This window comes from Pseudolabrys sp., assembly GCF_035943735.1.
In the GTDB taxonomy this organism is placed as follows: Bacteria; Pseudomonadota; Alphaproteobacteria; order Rhizobiales; family Xanthobacteraceae; genus Pseudolabrys.
The window spans coordinates 89,561-105,375 of record NZ_DASZBV010000009.1 but is presented as its reverse complement, the minus strand read 5'-3'; the positions used below and the strand labels follow the sequence as shown (position 1 = coordinate 105,375).

Genomic DNA, 15,815 nt, shown 5'->3' with positions numbered 1-15,815 from the left:
AAATCGCGATGCATCATTTCGACTATCGCGACGGCGTCCTGCACGCCGAGGCGGTCAATCTCGACACGCTCGCGGCGGCGGTGGGTACGCCGTTCTATTGCTATTCGACGGCGACGCTGACGCGGCACTACAAGGTGTTCGCCGGCGCCTTCGCCGATGTCGACGCGCTCGTCTGCTACGCCATGAAGGCGAACTCCAACCAGGCGGTGCTGCGCACATTGGCGAAGTTAGGAGCCGGCGCCGATGTCGTCTCCGGCGGCGAATTGAAGCGCGCCCGCGCCGCCGGCATCCCGGCGGAGAAGATCATGTTCTCCGGCGTCGGCAAGACGGCGGCCGAGCTCGCGCTCGCGATCGACGAAGGCATCCTCTGCATCAATGTCGAGTCGGAGCCGGAGCTGGCGCTGCTGTCGCAGATCGCCGCGGCGAAGGGCAGGTCCGCGCACGTCTCGGTGCGCGTCAATCCCGACGTCGACGCCAAGACGCATCACAAGATCGCTACCGGCAAGGCCGAGAACAAGTTCGGCATCCCGATCAGCCGCGCGCGCGAGGTCTACGCGCAGGCGGCCAGGCTCCCCGGCATCCATGTCGCCGGTGTCGACATGCATATCGGCAGCCAGATCACCGATCTCGATCCGTTCGGCAGTGCCTTCGCGCTGCTCGCCGACTTCGTGCGCGAACTGCGCGCCGACGGCCACAGCATCTCACATGTCGATCTCGGCGGCGGCTTGGGCATTCCCTATCGCGACGACAATGAGCCGCCGCCGCGTCCCGAGCAATATGCCGAGGTCGTCAAGAAGGCGACGCGCGATCTTGGCTGCCGGCTGATCTTCGAACCGGGGCGGCTGATCGTGGGCAATGCCGGCATCCTTGTCACGCGCGTGCTGTTCGTGAAGCACGGCGAGGCGAAGAATTTCGTGATCGTCGACGCCGGCATGAACGACCTGATCCGGCCGACCTTGTACGAGGCCTATCACGCGATCCTGCCGGTACAGGAATCGGCCGACGGCATGCGCATCCGCGCCGACGTGGTCGGGCCGGTGTGCGAGAGCGGCGATTTCCTCGCACTGGATCGTGACCTGCCGGAGCCTGCGCCCGGCGCCCTTCTGGCGGTGATGTCGGCGGGCGCCTATGGCGCCGTGCAAGCTGGCACCTACAACACGCGGCCTCTGGTGCCGGAAGTGCTGGTCAACGGCGCCGAATGGGCGCTGGTCCGCCCGCGCGTCGAGGTCGACGCGCTGATCGCGCTCGACCGAATGCCGGACTGGCTGTAGGGCCGGCGGCGCATCGTTCCGCCATCAATCCGACCCAAAGCGTTGCCCACCTGACGCATGCCGGACCGGCGGATCCGCGGAACAGGCGCGTGGTCCGGGAAATACCGGCGTGTTAGCGTGTTGACGGATTCCGGCAGGCCGGGCGACGGAGCGCCTTCTTGAATACCATGGACGACGAGCCTCGCGGACGGGAATCGCCGACCCGGCTCCTGCTAGCGCGCGCCATGCGGCGGGCGCGCGGCAGCCTGCTGTGGGAGCGCCTGTGGCCGGCTCTGGCCGCGCTGGCGACGGCGCTCGGATTATTCCTCGCCTTCTCCTGGGCCGGGTTCTGGCTGGTGCTGCCGCCGGTGGCGCGCGCCGCCGGATTCATCTTCTTCCTGCTGTTGATGGCCGCCGCCGCCTGGCCGCTCGTGCGCGTGCGCGTGCCTGGCGACCGCGACGCCTTGCGCCGCCTCGATCGCGTCAGCGGCGAGAAGCATCGCCCCGCCACCGCCGTCACCGATGCAATCGCCGCCAACCGCGAAGACCCGGTGGCGCAGGCGCTGTGGCAGGCGCATGTCGAGCGCGCGCTTCTGTCGGCACGGAAACTCAGGGCCGGCTGGCCGTCGCCGCGTCTGTCGCTGCGCGACCCGGTCGCGTTGCGCGCGCTGGTGCTGCTCCTGGTCGTCACGACGTTCATCTCCGCCGGCGGCGAGCGCTGGAAGCGTGTCGCCGCCGCGTTCGACTGGCATGGCGTCGTCGCGCCGGCGAATTTCCGCGTCGATGCCTGGGTGACGCCGCCGGGCTATACCGGCCGGCCGCCGGTCATGCTCACCGGCATTCGCTCGGGCGAGACCGCCGCGCCGTCGACCGCGCCCGTGGCGGTGCCGGCCGGCAGCCAACTCGTCATCCGCTCCACCGGCAACGTGCATCTCGAGGTCGCGCGCAAAGGCGGGCTGGAAGACGTCAAGGATGCCGACAAGACGCCGCTGCCCGCCGGCACGGAAGAGCATCGCCTGACCATCAAGGGCGACGGCAGCGCCTCGATCCATGGCGTGCTCGGCAGCGACCGCGTCTGGGCGTTCACGGCCATTCCCGACACGCCGCCGACCATCGAATTCACGCGCGAGCCGGAGCGGCAGGCGCGCGGCGCGCTGCGCATGGACTACAAGATGGCGGACGACTACGGCGTCGTCTCCGCCAAGGCCGACATCGAATTGAAGGATCCGGAAGCCGCCAGCAAGCATCCGCTGTTCGGGCCGCCGGAATTCGCACTGACGTTGCCGCAGTTGCGCACGCGTTCCGGCGCCGCGCAGACGACGCGCGACCTCACCGATAATCCCTGGGCCGGCGCCGAGGTCATCGTCACGCTGACGGCGAAGGACGAGGCCGGCAATGTCGGCAAGAGCCAGCCGCGCGAGGTGACGCTGCCGGAGCGCATCTTCGTCAAGCCGCTGGCGCGCGCGCTGATCGAGCAGCGGCGCAACCTGGCGCTCGACGCCGGCGCCAAGCCGATCGTGCTCACCGCGCTCGACGCGCTCACATTAGCGCCCGACAAATTCACGCCCGAGGCCGGCGTCTATCTCGGCCTGCGCTCGATCTACTTCGACCTCGAGCACGCCAAGAGCGACGACCAGTTGCGCGAGGTGGTCGCGCGGCTCTGGGACATGGCGCTGCAGATCGAGAACGGCAATGTCAGCCAGGCCGAGCAGGCGCTGCGGCAGGCGCAGGAGAACCTGCGGCAGGCGCTCGAGCGCGGCGCCTCCGACGCGGAAATCCAGAAGCTGATGCAGGACCTGCGTGCGGCGCTGGACAAGTTCATGCAGTCGCTCGCCGAGGAGATGCGCCGCAATCCGCAGCAGCTGGCGCGTCCGCTCGACCGCAACACGCGCACGCTGACGCAGCGCGACCTCAACAGCATGCTCGACCGGCTGGAGAACCTCGCGCGCTCCGGCAACCGCGACGCAGCGCAGCAGTTGCTCGATCAATTGCAGTCGATGCTCGAGAACCTGCAGATGGCGCGCCCCGGCGCCTCGCCCAACCAGGGCGACGACGACATGAACCAGGCGATGGACGAACTGGGCGACATGATCCGCAAGCAGCAGCAGCTGCGCGACCGCACCTTCAAGCAGGGCCAGGATCGGCGCGGCCAGCAGCAGTTCGGCAAAAGCGGCAAGCCGCAGATGGGCGACCTAAAGCAGGACCAGCAGGCGCTCAAGGACCGCATGAACAAGCTGCTCGAGCAGTTGCGCAAGCGCGGCCTCGGTGAGCAGCAACAGGGGCAGGGTCAGCAAGGACAACAGGGGCAGCCGGGACAAAAGGGCCAGCAGGGCAACCCGATGGGCCAGCTCGGCGATGCCGGCAAGGAGATGGGCCAGGCGGAAGGCGAGCTCGGCGATGGCGATGCCGATAATGCCGTCGACAGCCAGGGCCGCGCGCTGGAGGCGATGCGCAAGGGTGCGCAGGGGCTGGCGCAGCAGATGCAGCAGCAGGGCATGGGCATGGGGCAGGGCCGCGGCCAGCCCGGGCCGAACGGCCGCCAGCGCGCCAATTCCGACACCGATCCGCTCGGCCGGCCGCTGCGCGGGCACGGCTACGACAATGACCCGAGCGTCAAGGTGCCGGGCGAGATCGACGCGCAGCGGGCGCGCCGCATCCTCGAGGAGCTGCGCAAGCGCTACGGCGAGAGCAACCGGCCGCAGCTCGAGCTCGACTACATCGAGCGGCTGCTGAAGGGCCTCTGAGCGGCTCGCGGACGATGAGGCGCCGGCCCGTCACCGCCCATCGCGGCTCGAAATCCGAGGCGGCGCCGCATTTCTCCAGGGACTAACGGCACCACCACATTGGGGTCGTTTGCGCTGGCAAGGAGTGATGTAACAATTTGCGTCACATCTTTTAAATGCTTCGCGGGTCGATCGATCAGCGACAGACGTCCACTGTATGGCAGTTTTTGCCATTATTGTCGCAAACCGTCTTTGCCCTGCACTGATGTGTGACTTGCCGCACGCGCGGTGAAAAGTCGGACGCAGCTTTGTTGATGATGCCGGGACCCATCATGGCAGATGCGCTACCTATTCCGGCGAGGCCAACTCCGAACGCCAACAGAATCGACAATAGAAGCTTTCGCATGCGTATTTCCTCCGAAGTGGTTTGAGGCGTAAATCGAAACGAAGCCGAGGAGCGGCCCGAAGGCGCGCCCGGTGGACGGTGCTCAGTTGCCGGCTTGCGCGGCGATCTGGTGAATATCGGTCGCCTCCTTCGTCACACGCAGATCATGATAAATGACCACGAGAACGCAGTTCCAATAGGCGAACCAAGCGGCCGTCCATACCAGAGCCGCGATACCGGCGACGAGCGAACCCAGCGGGCTCAGAACGAGATCGAGCAGCCAGCTTACGACAAAGCTGCTGACGACGACCGGAAGGATGATCCAGAAGACGGACCAGCGATGCCCTTTCGTCAGGCTCGCGCTGCGCGACATGCTGGCGATCGGGCCGAGGTTCTCGGCAACGCAAGCAGGAACGACCACCGCCCAAACCACCAGCAGAACCAGCCCGGGCACAATCAGAACGATCAGCCCGACCCCGATCGCGGCAGAGGCGACGATTCCAAGCACAAGCAGCGGGAAAAGCCTTTGGAGCGATTTGCGGACGGCTTCGCCCGGCTGGACCGGCAGTCCGCGCAAATGCTCGAGCGCGGTGAACAGGATCATGGCCTGCGCGATCGTATTCAGGATGGTCACAAGGATGAACGCGATCCCGAGGCGCCATCCAATTTGATGGGGAGCCTCCGCATAGGCGCGGTGAAACAGGAGCCCCGGTAGCGCTGCGATCAAGGTTATGGTGAAGAAGAAACCGGGATTGGCACCGAAAAGCTCCTTCGCCCGGCTCAGGACATGACCCACCCGGATTCCGTTCCCGGCGTTCAGCGATGCAGTAGTCACGGTGTCTCTCCCTCAATAAAATTATTATTTCTAGGTCACATTGTGCGTGAATTTGATTATCAATCAAGAGCGCAGGTATGCTGACGTAGGTGCTATCCGGATTCGCCGGGATCAAGGTGTTGGAATCCGGCGGGGGCCGTGACCAGAAGCTTGAGATGATGCGTAAGGTGCTTGTGAACAAGGCATGGCATTGGAATGTCGGCCACGGATCATCCGCGGCTCGCGGTGACCAGCATGTGTAGATGCGGCCAGTTCCGAGTCGCAGACTTCATATTCTTCGAAGGCCAATCCGACTCGCGCCAAGCTCGGCACTGACGGGATGTCGCGCTCATTGCGCGCCCTTGTCTTGCTCTTAAGTGGTTGTCTTACAATGAATGTTTCGCACCGGCATCTTTTGTCATCAGGATGCGCTACACTCCGCCAGGGTAAGCGGTCCGCGACGGCAACCCAAGCGAGGTGCACCATGAGCATTCCGACCAGCGCGTTCGGCGGCCAGCCGGTCCGGCCGATGCGCAGCTACTGGCTCCTGTTCGTCATCGAGGGTCTCGTCCTGCTCGTCCTCGGAGCGCTGGCGATCGTCGTGCCGCCGATCGCCACGCTCGGCATCACCATCTTCATCGGTTGGCTGCTGCTCATCAGCGGCGTCGTCGGCCTGGTCATGACCTTCGCCGCGCGCCATGCGCCCGGTTTCTGGTGGTCGCTCGTCTCCGGCCTGCTCGGCGTCGCCGCCGGCCTGGTGCTGCTGGCATGGCCGGTGAGCGGCGCGCTGTCGCTGACTTTGGTGCTGACCGCCTTCTTCATCGTCGAAGGCGTCGCCTCGATCATGTACGCGCTCGATCACCGTCGGCAGCTGTCCGGACGCTGGGGCTGGATGCTGTTCAGCGGCATCGTCGACCTCGTGCTCGCCGCGATCATCATCGCCGGCTTCCCGGGCACGGCGCTGTGGGCGCTCGGCACCCTCGTCGGCATCAACATGATCTTCGGCGGCGCCTCGCTGATCGGCATCGGCCTGCACGCGCGCGGGACGACGTGAGGCGCCCTTAGCTCCCGCCGAGCTCGGGGAAATCCTCTTCCCAGAATTCGCCGTCGCCGCGGCCGCGGCCGCTGCCGTCGCGCGCGGCGGCCTCCATGCGGCGCAGCTCGGAGCGCCGGATCTTGCCGGAGATCGTCTTCGGCAATTCGGCGAATTCGATGCGGCGCACGCGCTTGAACGGCGACAGCGTGCCGCGCACATGGCGGAAGATGGCGAGCGCCATGTCGCGCCCGGGCACGTTGCCGGGCGTCAGCGCGATGAACGCCTTCGGCACGGCGGCGCGGATCGGATCGGGAGAGGGGACCACGGCCGCCTCGGCGACCAGGGCACATTCGATCAGCGCGCTCTCGAGCTCGAACGGGCTGATGCGATAGTCGGACGCTTTGAAGACGTCGTCGGCGCGACCGACATAGGTCAGGTAGCCGTCGTCGTCGCGCAGTGCGACGTCGCCGGTGCGGTAGACGTCGCCGGCGAGCGGCAACAGCGCGCCGTCGTCGCCCTGATAGCCCTGCATCAGCCCGACCGGGGCCGGATGCAGCCGCAGACAGATCTCGGCTTCCGTCTGTTCGGCGCCGGCGCTGTCGAGCAGCGCCACGCGATAGCCCGGCAGCGGCCGCCCCATGGCGCCGGGCTTCAGCGGCTGGCCGGGCGAGTTGCCGACCTGCGCCGACGTCTCCGTCTGCCCGTAGCCGTCGCGGATGGTCAGCCCCCAGGCGGTCTTCACCCGCGCGATGATCTCCGGATTGAGCGGCTCGCCGGCGCCGACCAGCTCGCGGATCTTCGTCTTCCACGTGGCGAGGTCCTGCTGCACCAGCATGCGCCAGACGGTCGGCGGCGCGCAGAAGGTGGTGACGCCGGCGCGCACGATGGCGTCGAGCAGGCCCTGCGCATTGAAGCGCGGTTGGTTCAGCATGAACACGCAGGCGCCGGCGTTCCACGGCGCGAAGAAGCAGCTCCAGGCGTGCTTCGCCCAGCCGGGCGAGGAGATGTTGAGATGCACGTCGCCGGGTTTGAGCCCGATCCAGTACATGGTCGAGAGATGGCCGACCGGATAGCTCTGGTGACTGTGCAGCACGAGCTTCGGCTTCGCCGTGGTGCCCGAGGTGAAATAGAGCAGCAGCGGATCGGTCGCGCGGGTCTCGCCGTCCGGCGTGAAGTCCGCAGCGGCGTCGTAGGCGTCTTCGTAGCGCCGCCAGCCTGCGGCATCGCCGGCGACGGCGATGCGGGTGTAGTCACCGGGTAGGTCGGCGAATTTCGCCGCCGCGTCGGCGCCGGCGATGACGTGGCGCACGCGGCCGCGGGCGAAGCGGTCGGCGAGGTCGTCGCGCGTGAGAAGCGTGGTCGCGGGGATGACGACGGCGCCGAGCTTCATCGCCGCCAGCATGCACTCCCACAGCGGCACGACATTGCCGAGCATCAACAGGATGCGGTCGCCGCGCTTGATGCCGAGCGTGCGCAGGTGGTTCGCCACGCGATTGGAGCGTTCGGACATGGCGGCGAAGCTGAGCTTCGTTTCCTGGCCGCCGTCATTGGCAATCCACAGCGCCGGCCGGTCGTTGCCGCGCGCCATGACGTCGAAATAATCGAGCGCCCAGTTAAAGCGGTCGAGCGCGGGCCAGCGGAAGTCGCGACAGGCGGTGTCGTAGTCTTCGCGGTGCCGCAGCAGAAAGTCGCGCGCCTCGATGAATGGCGCGGCGCCGGTCCCGGGCATGCGGCTCCTCCCTGAGCGATCCTGTTTTTCTGAAGAATAGGGGGCGGCAACCCGCGGTCAATACGCCATCCGGCGGGGCGGCAGCCGCCCTATCGCCGCCGCTCCTCGACGCCGGCGAGCTTGCGCGCGCGCGCCTTCTTGTCGTCGATGGCCATGCCGCGCGCGATCTGGATGCGCTGCGCCTGCGGCGAGCCGGCGCCGTGCAGGCTCTCGGTGAGATAGCCGACGGCGTTGCGGCCGATGGTCATGTTCTCGATCAGCCGCAGCACGCGCATGCGGTCGACGGTGTCGACGCCTTGTCTGCCCTGCAGGAACTTGCGGATCAGGGGACCGATCTCGTTGTTCTGCAGGTCCTTCTCCGACGGCATGGTGACGACGAGGCCGCCGGCGATGTCCTGCGCCAGCCGCGCGATCTCGAAGGGAAAGCGTGTGACGTTGTGCTTGGCGACATTCGACAGCATTTCGTCGTTGAGGTACGCGCCCGATGCTAGCGGTTTCGACCGGTAAGCGGCCGCCATGCAGCTCGAATAGATGGTCTCGTTCAAGTGCGTCATCTCGACGAGCTTGTCCTTGATGTGCGACACGCTCTCGACGCCGTTATGCGAGGCGGCTTCCGCGGCGGCGCCGATGAGCACGTCACCGAGGCCGGTTTTGCAGACGTAGGAGGAGCGGTGATAGGTGGTGAAGCGCTCGACCAGGGTCGCCGCGTATTGCCACTCGCCGTCCATGAAAACGTGCTCGTGCGGGATGAACACGTTGTCGAACACGATCATGGCTTCCTGGCCGGCGAACTGCGCGTTGCCGGCGTCGAGCGGGCCGCCGTCGACCGCGCGCGTGTCGTTGGTCTGCCGGCCGACGACGTAAGTCAGCCCCGGCGCATCGACGCGCAGCGCGCCGACGAAGGACCAGTCCTTGTCGGCCTCGGTCATGCGCATGGTCGGCATCACGATCAGCCAGTGCGAATTGACCGCGCCGGTCTGATGCATCTTGGCGCCGGAAATAGTAATTCCGTTCGCGTCGCGCTTGACGATGCGCAGGAAGAGATCGGGATCGGTCTGCTGGTGCGGCGCTTTCGAGCGGTCGCCCTTGGGGTCGGTCATGGCGCCGCCGATGACGATGTTGGCGGTTTGCGCGCGCTTGAGGAAGGCGAGGAAGCGCTTGTGGTAGTCGGTGCCGTTGGCGGCATCGATGTCGAAGGTCACGGAATGACAGGCGCCGATGGCGTCGAGCCCGACGCAGCGCTGGAAGCAGGTGCCGGTGCGGCGGCCGAGCTCGCGCTGCATCTCGTGCTTGGCGACGAGGTCCGCAGGCTCCGTCGGCACGTGCAGGAAGCGGTTGGTCTGCAGGCCGGCGATCGGCGTGTGGACGCCGCCGAGCGTCGGCCGCTCGGACGCCAGCCGATAGGTCTCGGCCATGGCGTTGATCGAGGGGAAGATGACCGGGTGGTCGACCGGCTCGGGCACCCGCTCGCCCATGAAGAACACGTTCATCCGTCGGCCGCGCAGCGAGGCGATGTAGTCCTCGGCGGTCGCAATCGGGCGGGCGAAATCGGCCCAGAGGCCGTCGACATCCGGCATTCCCGGTCTCCTCAGGGATCTGGCGGCCATATTGCGCCAATCCGGCAGGGCTGCAATCGAATAGGCCGGGCGCGCAAACCGGCCTTGCGGCAAAGCCTTTTGCCTTGATTATGTCGCGGAAATTGCTTCTGAATCCGGCCCTGACCCCGGTTCCGGCGGCCTCGAACCAATTCGCCCGCCGGACATTCTTAGGGTAAGGAACCCGCGACCTGATCGGACCCCATCCCTTTATGTTTGCTGCCGCGCTCGCCGCCCTGACGGCCCTCATCTGGCTCGCCCTGCTGTTCGGGCGCGGCTTTTATTGGCTGGGCAGGGTGCGCGACGATGAGCGCGTCCCGGCTCCCGAGCGCTGGCCTTCGGTGGTGGCCGTCATCCCGGCGCGCAACGAGGCGGCGGTGATCGGCGAGGCCGTCGGTTCGCTGCTGCAGCAGGACTATCCGGGGGCGCTGGCGGTCATCGTGGTCGACGACGATTCCGATGACGGCACCGGCGCGGTCGCCGCGGCGGCCGGGCAGGGCGCGCCGCACGGCGTGACGGTGCTTACGGGCGCCGTGCTGCCGCCGGGCTGGACCGGCAAATTGTGGGCGCTGAAGCAGGGCATCGCTGCTGCCGAGCAGGGCGCGCCCGACTTCCTGCTGCTCACTGACGCCGACATCGCGCACCGGCCGGATTCACTGTCCTGGCTGGTGGCCAAGGCGGCGCGCGACGGCACCGTGCTCACCTCGTTCATGGCCAAGTTGCGCTGCAAGAGTCTCGCCGAGCGCAGCCACGTGCCGGCCTTCATCTATTTCTTCGAGATGCTCTATCCCTTCGCCTGGGTGCGGCAGCCAAAGGCGCGGACCGCGGCGGCGGCCGGCGGTTGCGTGCTGCTGAAGACCGAGGCGCTGCGTGTCGCCGGCGGCATCGAGTCGATCCGCAACGCGCTGATCGACGACTGCTCGCTGGCGCGGCGGCTCAAGGCAGTGGGGCCGATCTGGCTCGGGTTGACCGAGCGCGTGCACAGCATCCGCCCCTACGAGAGCTTCGCAGACGTGCGGCAGATGATCTCGCGCTCGGCCTATGCGCAACTCAATTACTCGCCGCTGCTGCTGCTCGGTACGCTGTTCGGCATGTTCGTCACTTATCTGGCCGCGCCGCTGCTGGCGCTGTTCGGCCACGGCTGGCCACAATGGCTCGGCATCGCGGTGTGGGCGGCCATGGCGCTGTCCTTCGTGCCGACGCTGCGCTTCTATCGCCTGTCGCCGTTATGGGGTATCGCTCTGCCCGGTATCGCCATGTTGTACGCGCTCTACACTTTCGATTCCGCCTTCAAGCACTGGCGCCGCCGCGGCGGCCAGTGGAAGGGACGCGTGCACGTCAACGCGCCGAGCCTGCAATGACGACGAGCGCCGAACTCCGTTCCGGCAAGGGCTCGGGCGACGAGAATTTCCCCGTCGCCTCGGTGCTGGTCGCGCCGAAGCACCGGGCGGCGGTGCTCGCCTTCTACGAGTTCGTGCGTGTCGCCGACGACATCGCCGATCACGCGCAGCTTCCGCCGGCGGAGAAGCTCGCGCGCCTTGACCGCATGGAAGCGAGCCTGCTCGGCACGTCGGACGCGGAGCCCGAAGGCGTGCGCCTGCGCGACGTGCTGCGCGCGCGCAGCCTGTCGCCGATCCATGCGCAGCATCTCCTGCGCGCCTTCCGCCAGGACGTCACCAAGCTGCGCTACGATAACTGGGACGACCTCATCGAGTACTGCCGCTATTCGGCGATGCCGGTCGGCCGCTACGTGCTCGACGTGCACGGCGAGTCGCAGTCGACATGGGTCGCCAACGACGCTTTGTGCGCGGCGCTGCAAATCATCAATCACCTGCAGGACTGCGCCAAGGATTTCCGCGATCTCGACCGCGTCTACGTGCCGCTCGATGCGCTCGCCGCCAACGCCCTGACGGTCGAGGCGCTCGCCGCGCCGCGCGCGACGCTGGCGCTGATGCGCTGCATCCGCGATCTCGCAACGCGCACCGGCACGCTGCTCGAGCAAAGCCGGCCGTTTGCGCTGCAGATCAGAGACCGGCGGCTGGCAATGGAAGTCGCCGCCATCCAGAGCCTCGCCGAGCGGCTGGTCGGCGTGCTGCAAACGCACGATCCGCTGAGCGAGCGCGTGCACCTGTCGAAGCCGCAGATGCTGCTCACCGGACTGTCCGGTGCGCTCGGCGCGATGTCGCGGCGCCTGTTCTCGCGCGCCCCTTCTTCGGCCTTCGCCCGATGAGCGCCATGACCGCCGCACCGGTTGAGAGCACGGCCGCGACGCGCGCCAGCGGTTCGTCGTTCTATTTCGCCATGCGCATCCTGCCGGCGGCGCAGCGCGAGGCGATGTTCGAGATCTATTCCTTCTGCCGCGCGGTCGACGACATCGCCGACGGCGATGCGCCGCGCGCCGAACGCTCGGCGGCGCTGGCGCAGTGGCGGCGCGACATCGACGCGCTCTATGCCGGCGCGCCGCCGCCGCCGCTCGCTTCGCTCGCCCGCGCGGTGAAAGCGTTCGGCATGCGCAAGGACGACTTCCTCGCCGTCATCGACGGCATGGAGATGGACGCGGTCGAGGAAATCCGCGCGCCGAGCTTCGACAAACTCGATCTCTACTGCGACCGTGTCGCTTCGGCCGTGGGACGGCTGTCGGTGCGTGTGTTCGGCATGGGCGAGGAAGACGGCATCGCACTGGCGCATCATCTCGGCCGCGCGCTGCAACTGACCAACATCCTGCGCGACATCGACGAAGACGCCGGCCTCGGCCGCCTCTATCTGCCGCGCGAGGCGCTCGATGCCGCCGGCATCGCCTCGAACGACCCCGCGACGGTCGCCGCGCATCGCGACATCGACCCGGCCTGTCGCATGGTCGCCGCCCGTGCGCGCAACCACTTCATCGAGGCGGACAAGATCATGGCGCGCTCGCCGCGCCGCGCCGTCAAAGCGCCGCGCATCATGGGCAAGGCCTACCGGAAAATCCTCGATACCATGGACGCGCACGGCTTTGCGCCGCCGCGCCAGCGCGTCCGCATTTCCAAATCGCATCTCATCGGAATCGCACTACGCTATGCCTTCATCTGACAGCGGCACAGTCCACATCATCGGCGCGGGGCTTGCGGGCCTCGCGGCTGCCGTGCGCCTGACGGCGCAGGGACGCCGCGTCGTGGTGCACGAGGCGACCGGCCAGCCGGGCGGCCGCTGCCGCTCCTATTACGACCACGTCACCGGCATGGTGATCGACAACGGCTCGCATCTGCTCCTGTCCGGCAATCACGCTGCGCGGGCCTATCTCAAGGCCATCGGCGCCGAGCATTTGCTCGAAGGCCCGCCCTCGGCCGAGTTCGAGTTCATCGATCTCGCCACGACCAAGCGCTGGACCGTGCGCTTCAACGACGGCCAGATCCCGTGGTGGATCTTCGACAAGAGCCGCCGCGTGCCCGACACCAAAGTGCGCGATTATCTCGGCCTGATGCGGCTGATGTTTACCTCCGGCGACCGGCCGCTGAGCGAGCTGATGCGCTGCGAGGGGCCGCTCTACGACCGCCTGCTCGAGCCCCTGTTCCTCGCCGCGCTCAACATCGAGCCGCTGCACGGCTCCGGCAAGCTCGCCGGCCAGATCATCCGCGAGACGCTTGCGCTCGGCGGCCAGGCCTGCCGGCCGCTGATCGCGCCGGGCGGCATCGGCGACGCCTTCATCGCGCCGGCGCTGCGCACCTTGCGCGAGCAGGGAGTCGAAGTGACGTTGCAGCATCCGTTGCACGCGCTCGAATTGGAAAACGGCCGCGTGCGCGCGCTCGATTTCGGCGAGGAGACGATCGCGCTCGGTGACGGCGACAGCGTCATCCTCGCCGTGCCGGCCTTCATCGCCACGGCGATGGTCCCCGGCCTGTCGGCGCCGACCGCGTTCCGCAGCATCGTCAACGCGCATTTCCGCGTCGATCCGCCGGCCGGATCGCCGCGCATGATCGGCGTCGTCAACGGCACCACCGAGTGGATTTTCGCGCTGCCCGGCCGCGTCGCCGTGACCGTCAGCGATGCCGGCGAGCTTGTCGACGCGCCGCGCGCCGAGGTGGCGCAGACGATCTGGAACGAGGTGGCCAAGGTGCTCGGTCTCTCCGACACGCTGCCGCCGTGGCAGATCGTGCGCGAGCGCCGCGCCACCTTCGCCGCCACGCCGGAAGAGAATGCCAAGCGGCCCGGCGCCGTCACGCAATGGCGCAATCTGGTGCTCGCCGGCGACTGGACCGACACGGGCCTGCCCGCAACCATCGAAGGCGCCGTGCGTTCCGGTCATCGCGCCGCCGAACTCATTGCCGGCGAAGGACGTTCTAAACAGGCCGCATGATGCTCGATCTGACCCGCACCAGCCCCGACCCGCAGGCGCTCGACCGCGCCATCGACGGCGCCTGCGACGCGCTCTACCGCACGCAGCAGGCCGACGGCCACTGGGTCTACGAGCTGGAGGCCGACGCAACGATTCCGGCCGAATACGTCCTGCTGCGCCACTATCGCGGCGAGCCGGTTAACGCCGAGCTGGAGCGCAAGATCGGCGTTTATCTGCGCCGCATCCAAAACCCTGTGCACGACGGCTGGCCGCTGTTTCAGGACGGCGCGTTCGACATGAGCGCGACGGTGAAGGCCTATTTCGCGCTCAAGACCATCGGCGACGACATCGAGGCGCCGCACATGAAACGTGCGCGCGAGGCGATCCTCAAGCGCGGCGGCGCCGTGCACGTCAACGTGTTTACCCGCATCCTGCTCGCACTGTTCGGCATCATGGACTGGAAGGCCGTGCCGATGATGCCGGTCGAGATCGCGCTCCTGCCGCAGTGGTTTCCCTTCCACCTGACCAAGATCTCGTATTGGGGCCGCACGGTGCTGGCGCCGCTGCTGGTGCTGTTCGCGCTCAAGCCGCGGGCGGTCAATGCGCGCGGCATCAAGCTCGACGAGTTGTTTCTGCAGCCGCCGCTGACCATCGGTCCGGCCGCGAAGGCGCCGCACCAGAACGCGGCGATCTTCGCCTTCTTCCGCGGCGTCGACATCCTGCTGCGCAAGACCTTCACCGATCCGCCGGCGAAATTGCGTGCGCGCGCCATCGCCAAGGTCGTCGACTTTGTCAGCGAGCGGCTGAACGGCAAGGACGGCTTGGGCGCGATCTTCCCGGCGATGGCCAACGCCTGCATGATGTTCGACGTGCTCGGCGACAAGGAGAAGGCGGCGATCGCCCGCGACTCGGTCGAGCGGCTGCTGGTGATCAAGTACGACGAAGCCTATTGCCAGCCTTGCGCCTCGCCGGTGTGGGACTCGGTGCTCGCCGCGCAGGCGCTGCTCGACGTCGGCTCGCCCGATGCCGTCGCGTCTGCGCGCAAGGCGCTCGACTGGCTCAAACCGCTTCAGGTGCTCGACGTCGAGGGCGACTGGATCGTGCGCGCGCCGGGCCTGCGTCCCGGCGGCTGGGCCTTCCAATACGCCAATCCGCATTATCCCGACCTCGACGACACCGCGGTCGTCATCATGGCCATGGACCGCGCCCAGAAGATCGGCGGCGACAAACACTACGAGGCGGAGATCGCGCGCGCCGAGGAATGGGTGCGCGGCATGCAGAGCAAGAACGGCGGCTGGGCGGCCTTCGACATCGACAACACCTACGAGTATCTCAACAACATCCCGTTCGCCGATCACGGCGCGCTGGTCGATCCGCCGACCGAGGACGTCGGCGCGCGCTGCGTTTCGGCGCTGGCGCAGCTCGGCGCCAGGCCCGACGATCCGGTGCTGAAGCGCGGCATCGACTACTTGCTCGCCGAGCAACTGGACGAGGGCAGCTGGTACGGCCGCTGGGGCCTCAATTACATCTACGGCACCTGGTCGGTCTTGTGCGCGCTCAACGCCGCAGGCCTGCCGCACGATCATCCGGCGGTCGCCAAGGCGGCGGCCTGGCTGGTATCGATCCAGAACGAGGACGGCGGCTGGGGCGAGGACGGCGACAGCTACAAACTCGCCTACACGGGTCACGAGAAGGCGCCGAGCACGGCCTCGCAGACGGCGTGGGCGCTGATGGGATTGATGGCGGCCGGCGAAGTGTCGCATCCGGCGGTGGCGCGCGGCGTCGCCTACCTGATGCAGACGCAAGGCGGCGACGGCTTCTGGGAAGAAGAGCGCTTCACCGGCACCGGCTTCCCGCGCGTGTTCTACCTGCGCTACCACGGCTACCGGAAATACTTCCCGCTGTGGGCGCTGGCGCGCTACCGCCGCCTGCGGTCGAGCAACGAGCGCTTCGCGTTCGGGATGTGAGAAG

The 15,815-nt window shown here is 67.5% G+C and carries 11 protein-coding genes; 8 read left to right on the top strand and 3 right to left on the bottom strand.

The features are described from left to right. Positions 1-8: 8 nt before the first annotated feature. Together lysA and VGV41_RS06225 are read left to right on the top strand one after the other, a co-directional pair. Positions 9-1,271: a diaminopimelate decarboxylase gene (gene lysA, locus VGV41_RS06230; RefSeq protein ID WP_326862872.1), complete on the top strand. Its 1,263-nt coding sequence runs from the start codon at positions 9-11 to the stop codon at positions 1,269-1,271. Between the two features lie 224 nt (positions 1,272-1,495). Beyond that, on the top strand, positions 1,496-3,994 hold the full coding sequence (locus VGV41_RS06225; RefSeq protein ID WP_326862871.1) for a TIGR02302 family protein: 2,499 nt from the start codon (positions 1,496-1,498) through the stop codon (positions 3,992-3,994). 467 nt (positions 3,995-4,461) lie between these two features. Here VGV41_RS06225 and VGV41_RS06220 read toward each other — a convergent pair whose 3' ends face one another. Beyond that, positions 4,462-5,193, bottom strand: coding sequence for a hypothetical protein (locus VGV41_RS06220; protein WP_326862870.1), 732 nt, complete (start codon positions 5,191-5,193; stop codon positions 4,462-4,464). Between the two features lie 463 nt (positions 5,194-5,656). Here VGV41_RS06220 and VGV41_RS06215 point away from each other — a divergent pair, with 463 nt between their 5' ends. Beyond that, positions 5,657-6,226: an HdeD family acid-resistance protein gene (locus VGV41_RS06215; RefSeq protein WP_326862869.1), complete on the top strand. Its 570-nt coding sequence runs from the start codon at positions 5,657-5,659 to the stop codon at positions 6,224-6,226. Positions 6,227-6,233: 7 nt separating this feature from the next. Here VGV41_RS06215 and VGV41_RS06210 read toward each other — a convergent pair whose 3' ends face one another. Together VGV41_RS06210 and VGV41_RS06205 are read right to left on the bottom strand one after the other, a co-directional pair. Further along, entirely contained in the window at positions 6,234-7,937 is a 1,704-nt protein-coding gene (locus VGV41_RS06210; RefSeq protein WP_326862868.1) for an AMP-binding protein, read from the bottom strand. Between the two features lie 89 nt (positions 7,938-8,026). Continuing rightward, entirely contained in the window at positions 8,027-9,514 is a 1,488-nt protein-coding gene (locus VGV41_RS06205) for a 4-hydroxyphenylacetate 3-hydroxylase family protein (protein ID WP_326862867.1), read from the bottom strand. Positions 9,515-9,744: 230 nt separating this feature from the next. On the opposite strand from VGV41_RS06205, the gene VGV41_RS06200 reads away from it, so the two are divergent. From VGV41_RS06200 to shc, 5 genes are read left to right on the top strand one after another with little or no spacing between them, the layout of a single operon-like run. After that, positions 9,745-10,893 (top strand): glycosyltransferase, encoded by a 1,149-nt coding sequence (locus tag VGV41_RS06200; RefSeq protein ID WP_326862866.1) that lies wholly within the window; start codon positions 9,745-9,747, stop codon positions 10,891-10,893. Next, a complete protein-coding gene (gene hpnC, locus VGV41_RS06195) occupies positions 10,890-11,762 on the top strand; it encodes a squalene synthase HpnC (protein WP_326862865.1) in 873 nt (290 codons plus the stop codon). The genes VGV41_RS06200 and hpnC overlap by 4 nt, the downstream gene beginning before the upstream one ends. Positions 11,763-11,767: 5 nt before the next feature. Then, entirely contained in the window at positions 11,768-12,601 is an 834-nt protein-coding gene (gene hpnD / locus VGV41_RS06190; protein WP_326862863.1) for a presqualene diphosphate synthase HpnD, read from the top strand. Beyond that, complete coding sequence (gene hpnE / locus VGV41_RS06185) at positions 12,588-13,865, top strand: hydroxysqualene dehydroxylase HpnE (protein ID WP_326862862.1); 1,278 nt, start codon at positions 12,588-12,590, stop codon at positions 13,863-13,865. Before hpnD ends, hpnE begins: the two co-directional genes overlap by 14 nt. Further along, positions 13,862-15,811, top strand: coding sequence for a squalene--hopene cyclase (shc, locus tag VGV41_RS06180; RefSeq protein WP_326862861.1), 1,950 nt, complete (start codon positions 13,862-13,864; stop codon positions 15,809-15,811). The genes hpnE and shc overlap by 4 nt, the downstream gene beginning before the upstream one ends. The last annotated feature ends 4 nt before the right edge of the window (positions 15,812-15,815 follow it).

What these genes read in the sequence shown, in the direction of transcription:
- lysA (WP_326862872.1), top strand. Translation starts at nt 9, where the DNA reads ATGCATCATTTCGACTATCGCGACGGCGTCCTGCACGCCGAGGCGGTC.
- VGV41_RS06225 (WP_326862871.1), top strand. Translation starts at nt 1,496, where the DNA reads ATGCGGCGGGCGCGCGGCAGCCTGCTGTGGGAGCGCCTGTGGCCGGCT.
- VGV41_RS06215 (WP_326862869.1), top strand. Translation starts at nt 5,657, where the DNA reads ATGAGCATTCCGACCAGCGCGTTCGGCGGCCAGCCGGTCCGGCCGATG.
- VGV41_RS06210 (WP_326862868.1), bottom strand. Translation starts at nt 7,937, where the DNA reads ATGCCCGGGACCGGCGCCGCGCCATTCATCGAGGCGCGCGACTTTCTG.
- VGV41_RS06205 (WP_326862867.1), bottom strand. Translation starts at nt 9,514, where the DNA reads ATGCCGGATGTCGACGGCCTCTGGGCCGATTTCGCCCGCCCGATTGCG.
- VGV41_RS06200 (WP_326862866.1), top strand. Translation starts at nt 9,745, where the DNA reads ATGTTTGCTGCCGCGCTCGCCGCCCTGACGGCCCTCATCTGGCTCGCC.
- hpnC (WP_326862865.1), top strand. Translation starts at nt 10,890, where the DNA reads ATGACGACGAGCGCCGAACTCCGTTCCGGCAAGGGCTCGGGCGACGAG.
- hpnD (WP_326862863.1), top strand. Translation starts at nt 11,768, where the DNA reads ATGACCGCCGCACCGGTTGAGAGCACGGCCGCGACGCGCGCCAGCGGT.
- hpnE (WP_326862862.1), top strand. Translation starts at nt 12,588, where the DNA reads ATGCCTTCATCTGACAGCGGCACAGTCCACATCATCGGCGCGGGGCTT.
- shc (WP_326862861.1), top strand. Translation starts at nt 13,862, where the DNA reads ATGATGCTCGATCTGACCCGCACCAGCCCCGACCCGCAGGCGCTCGAC.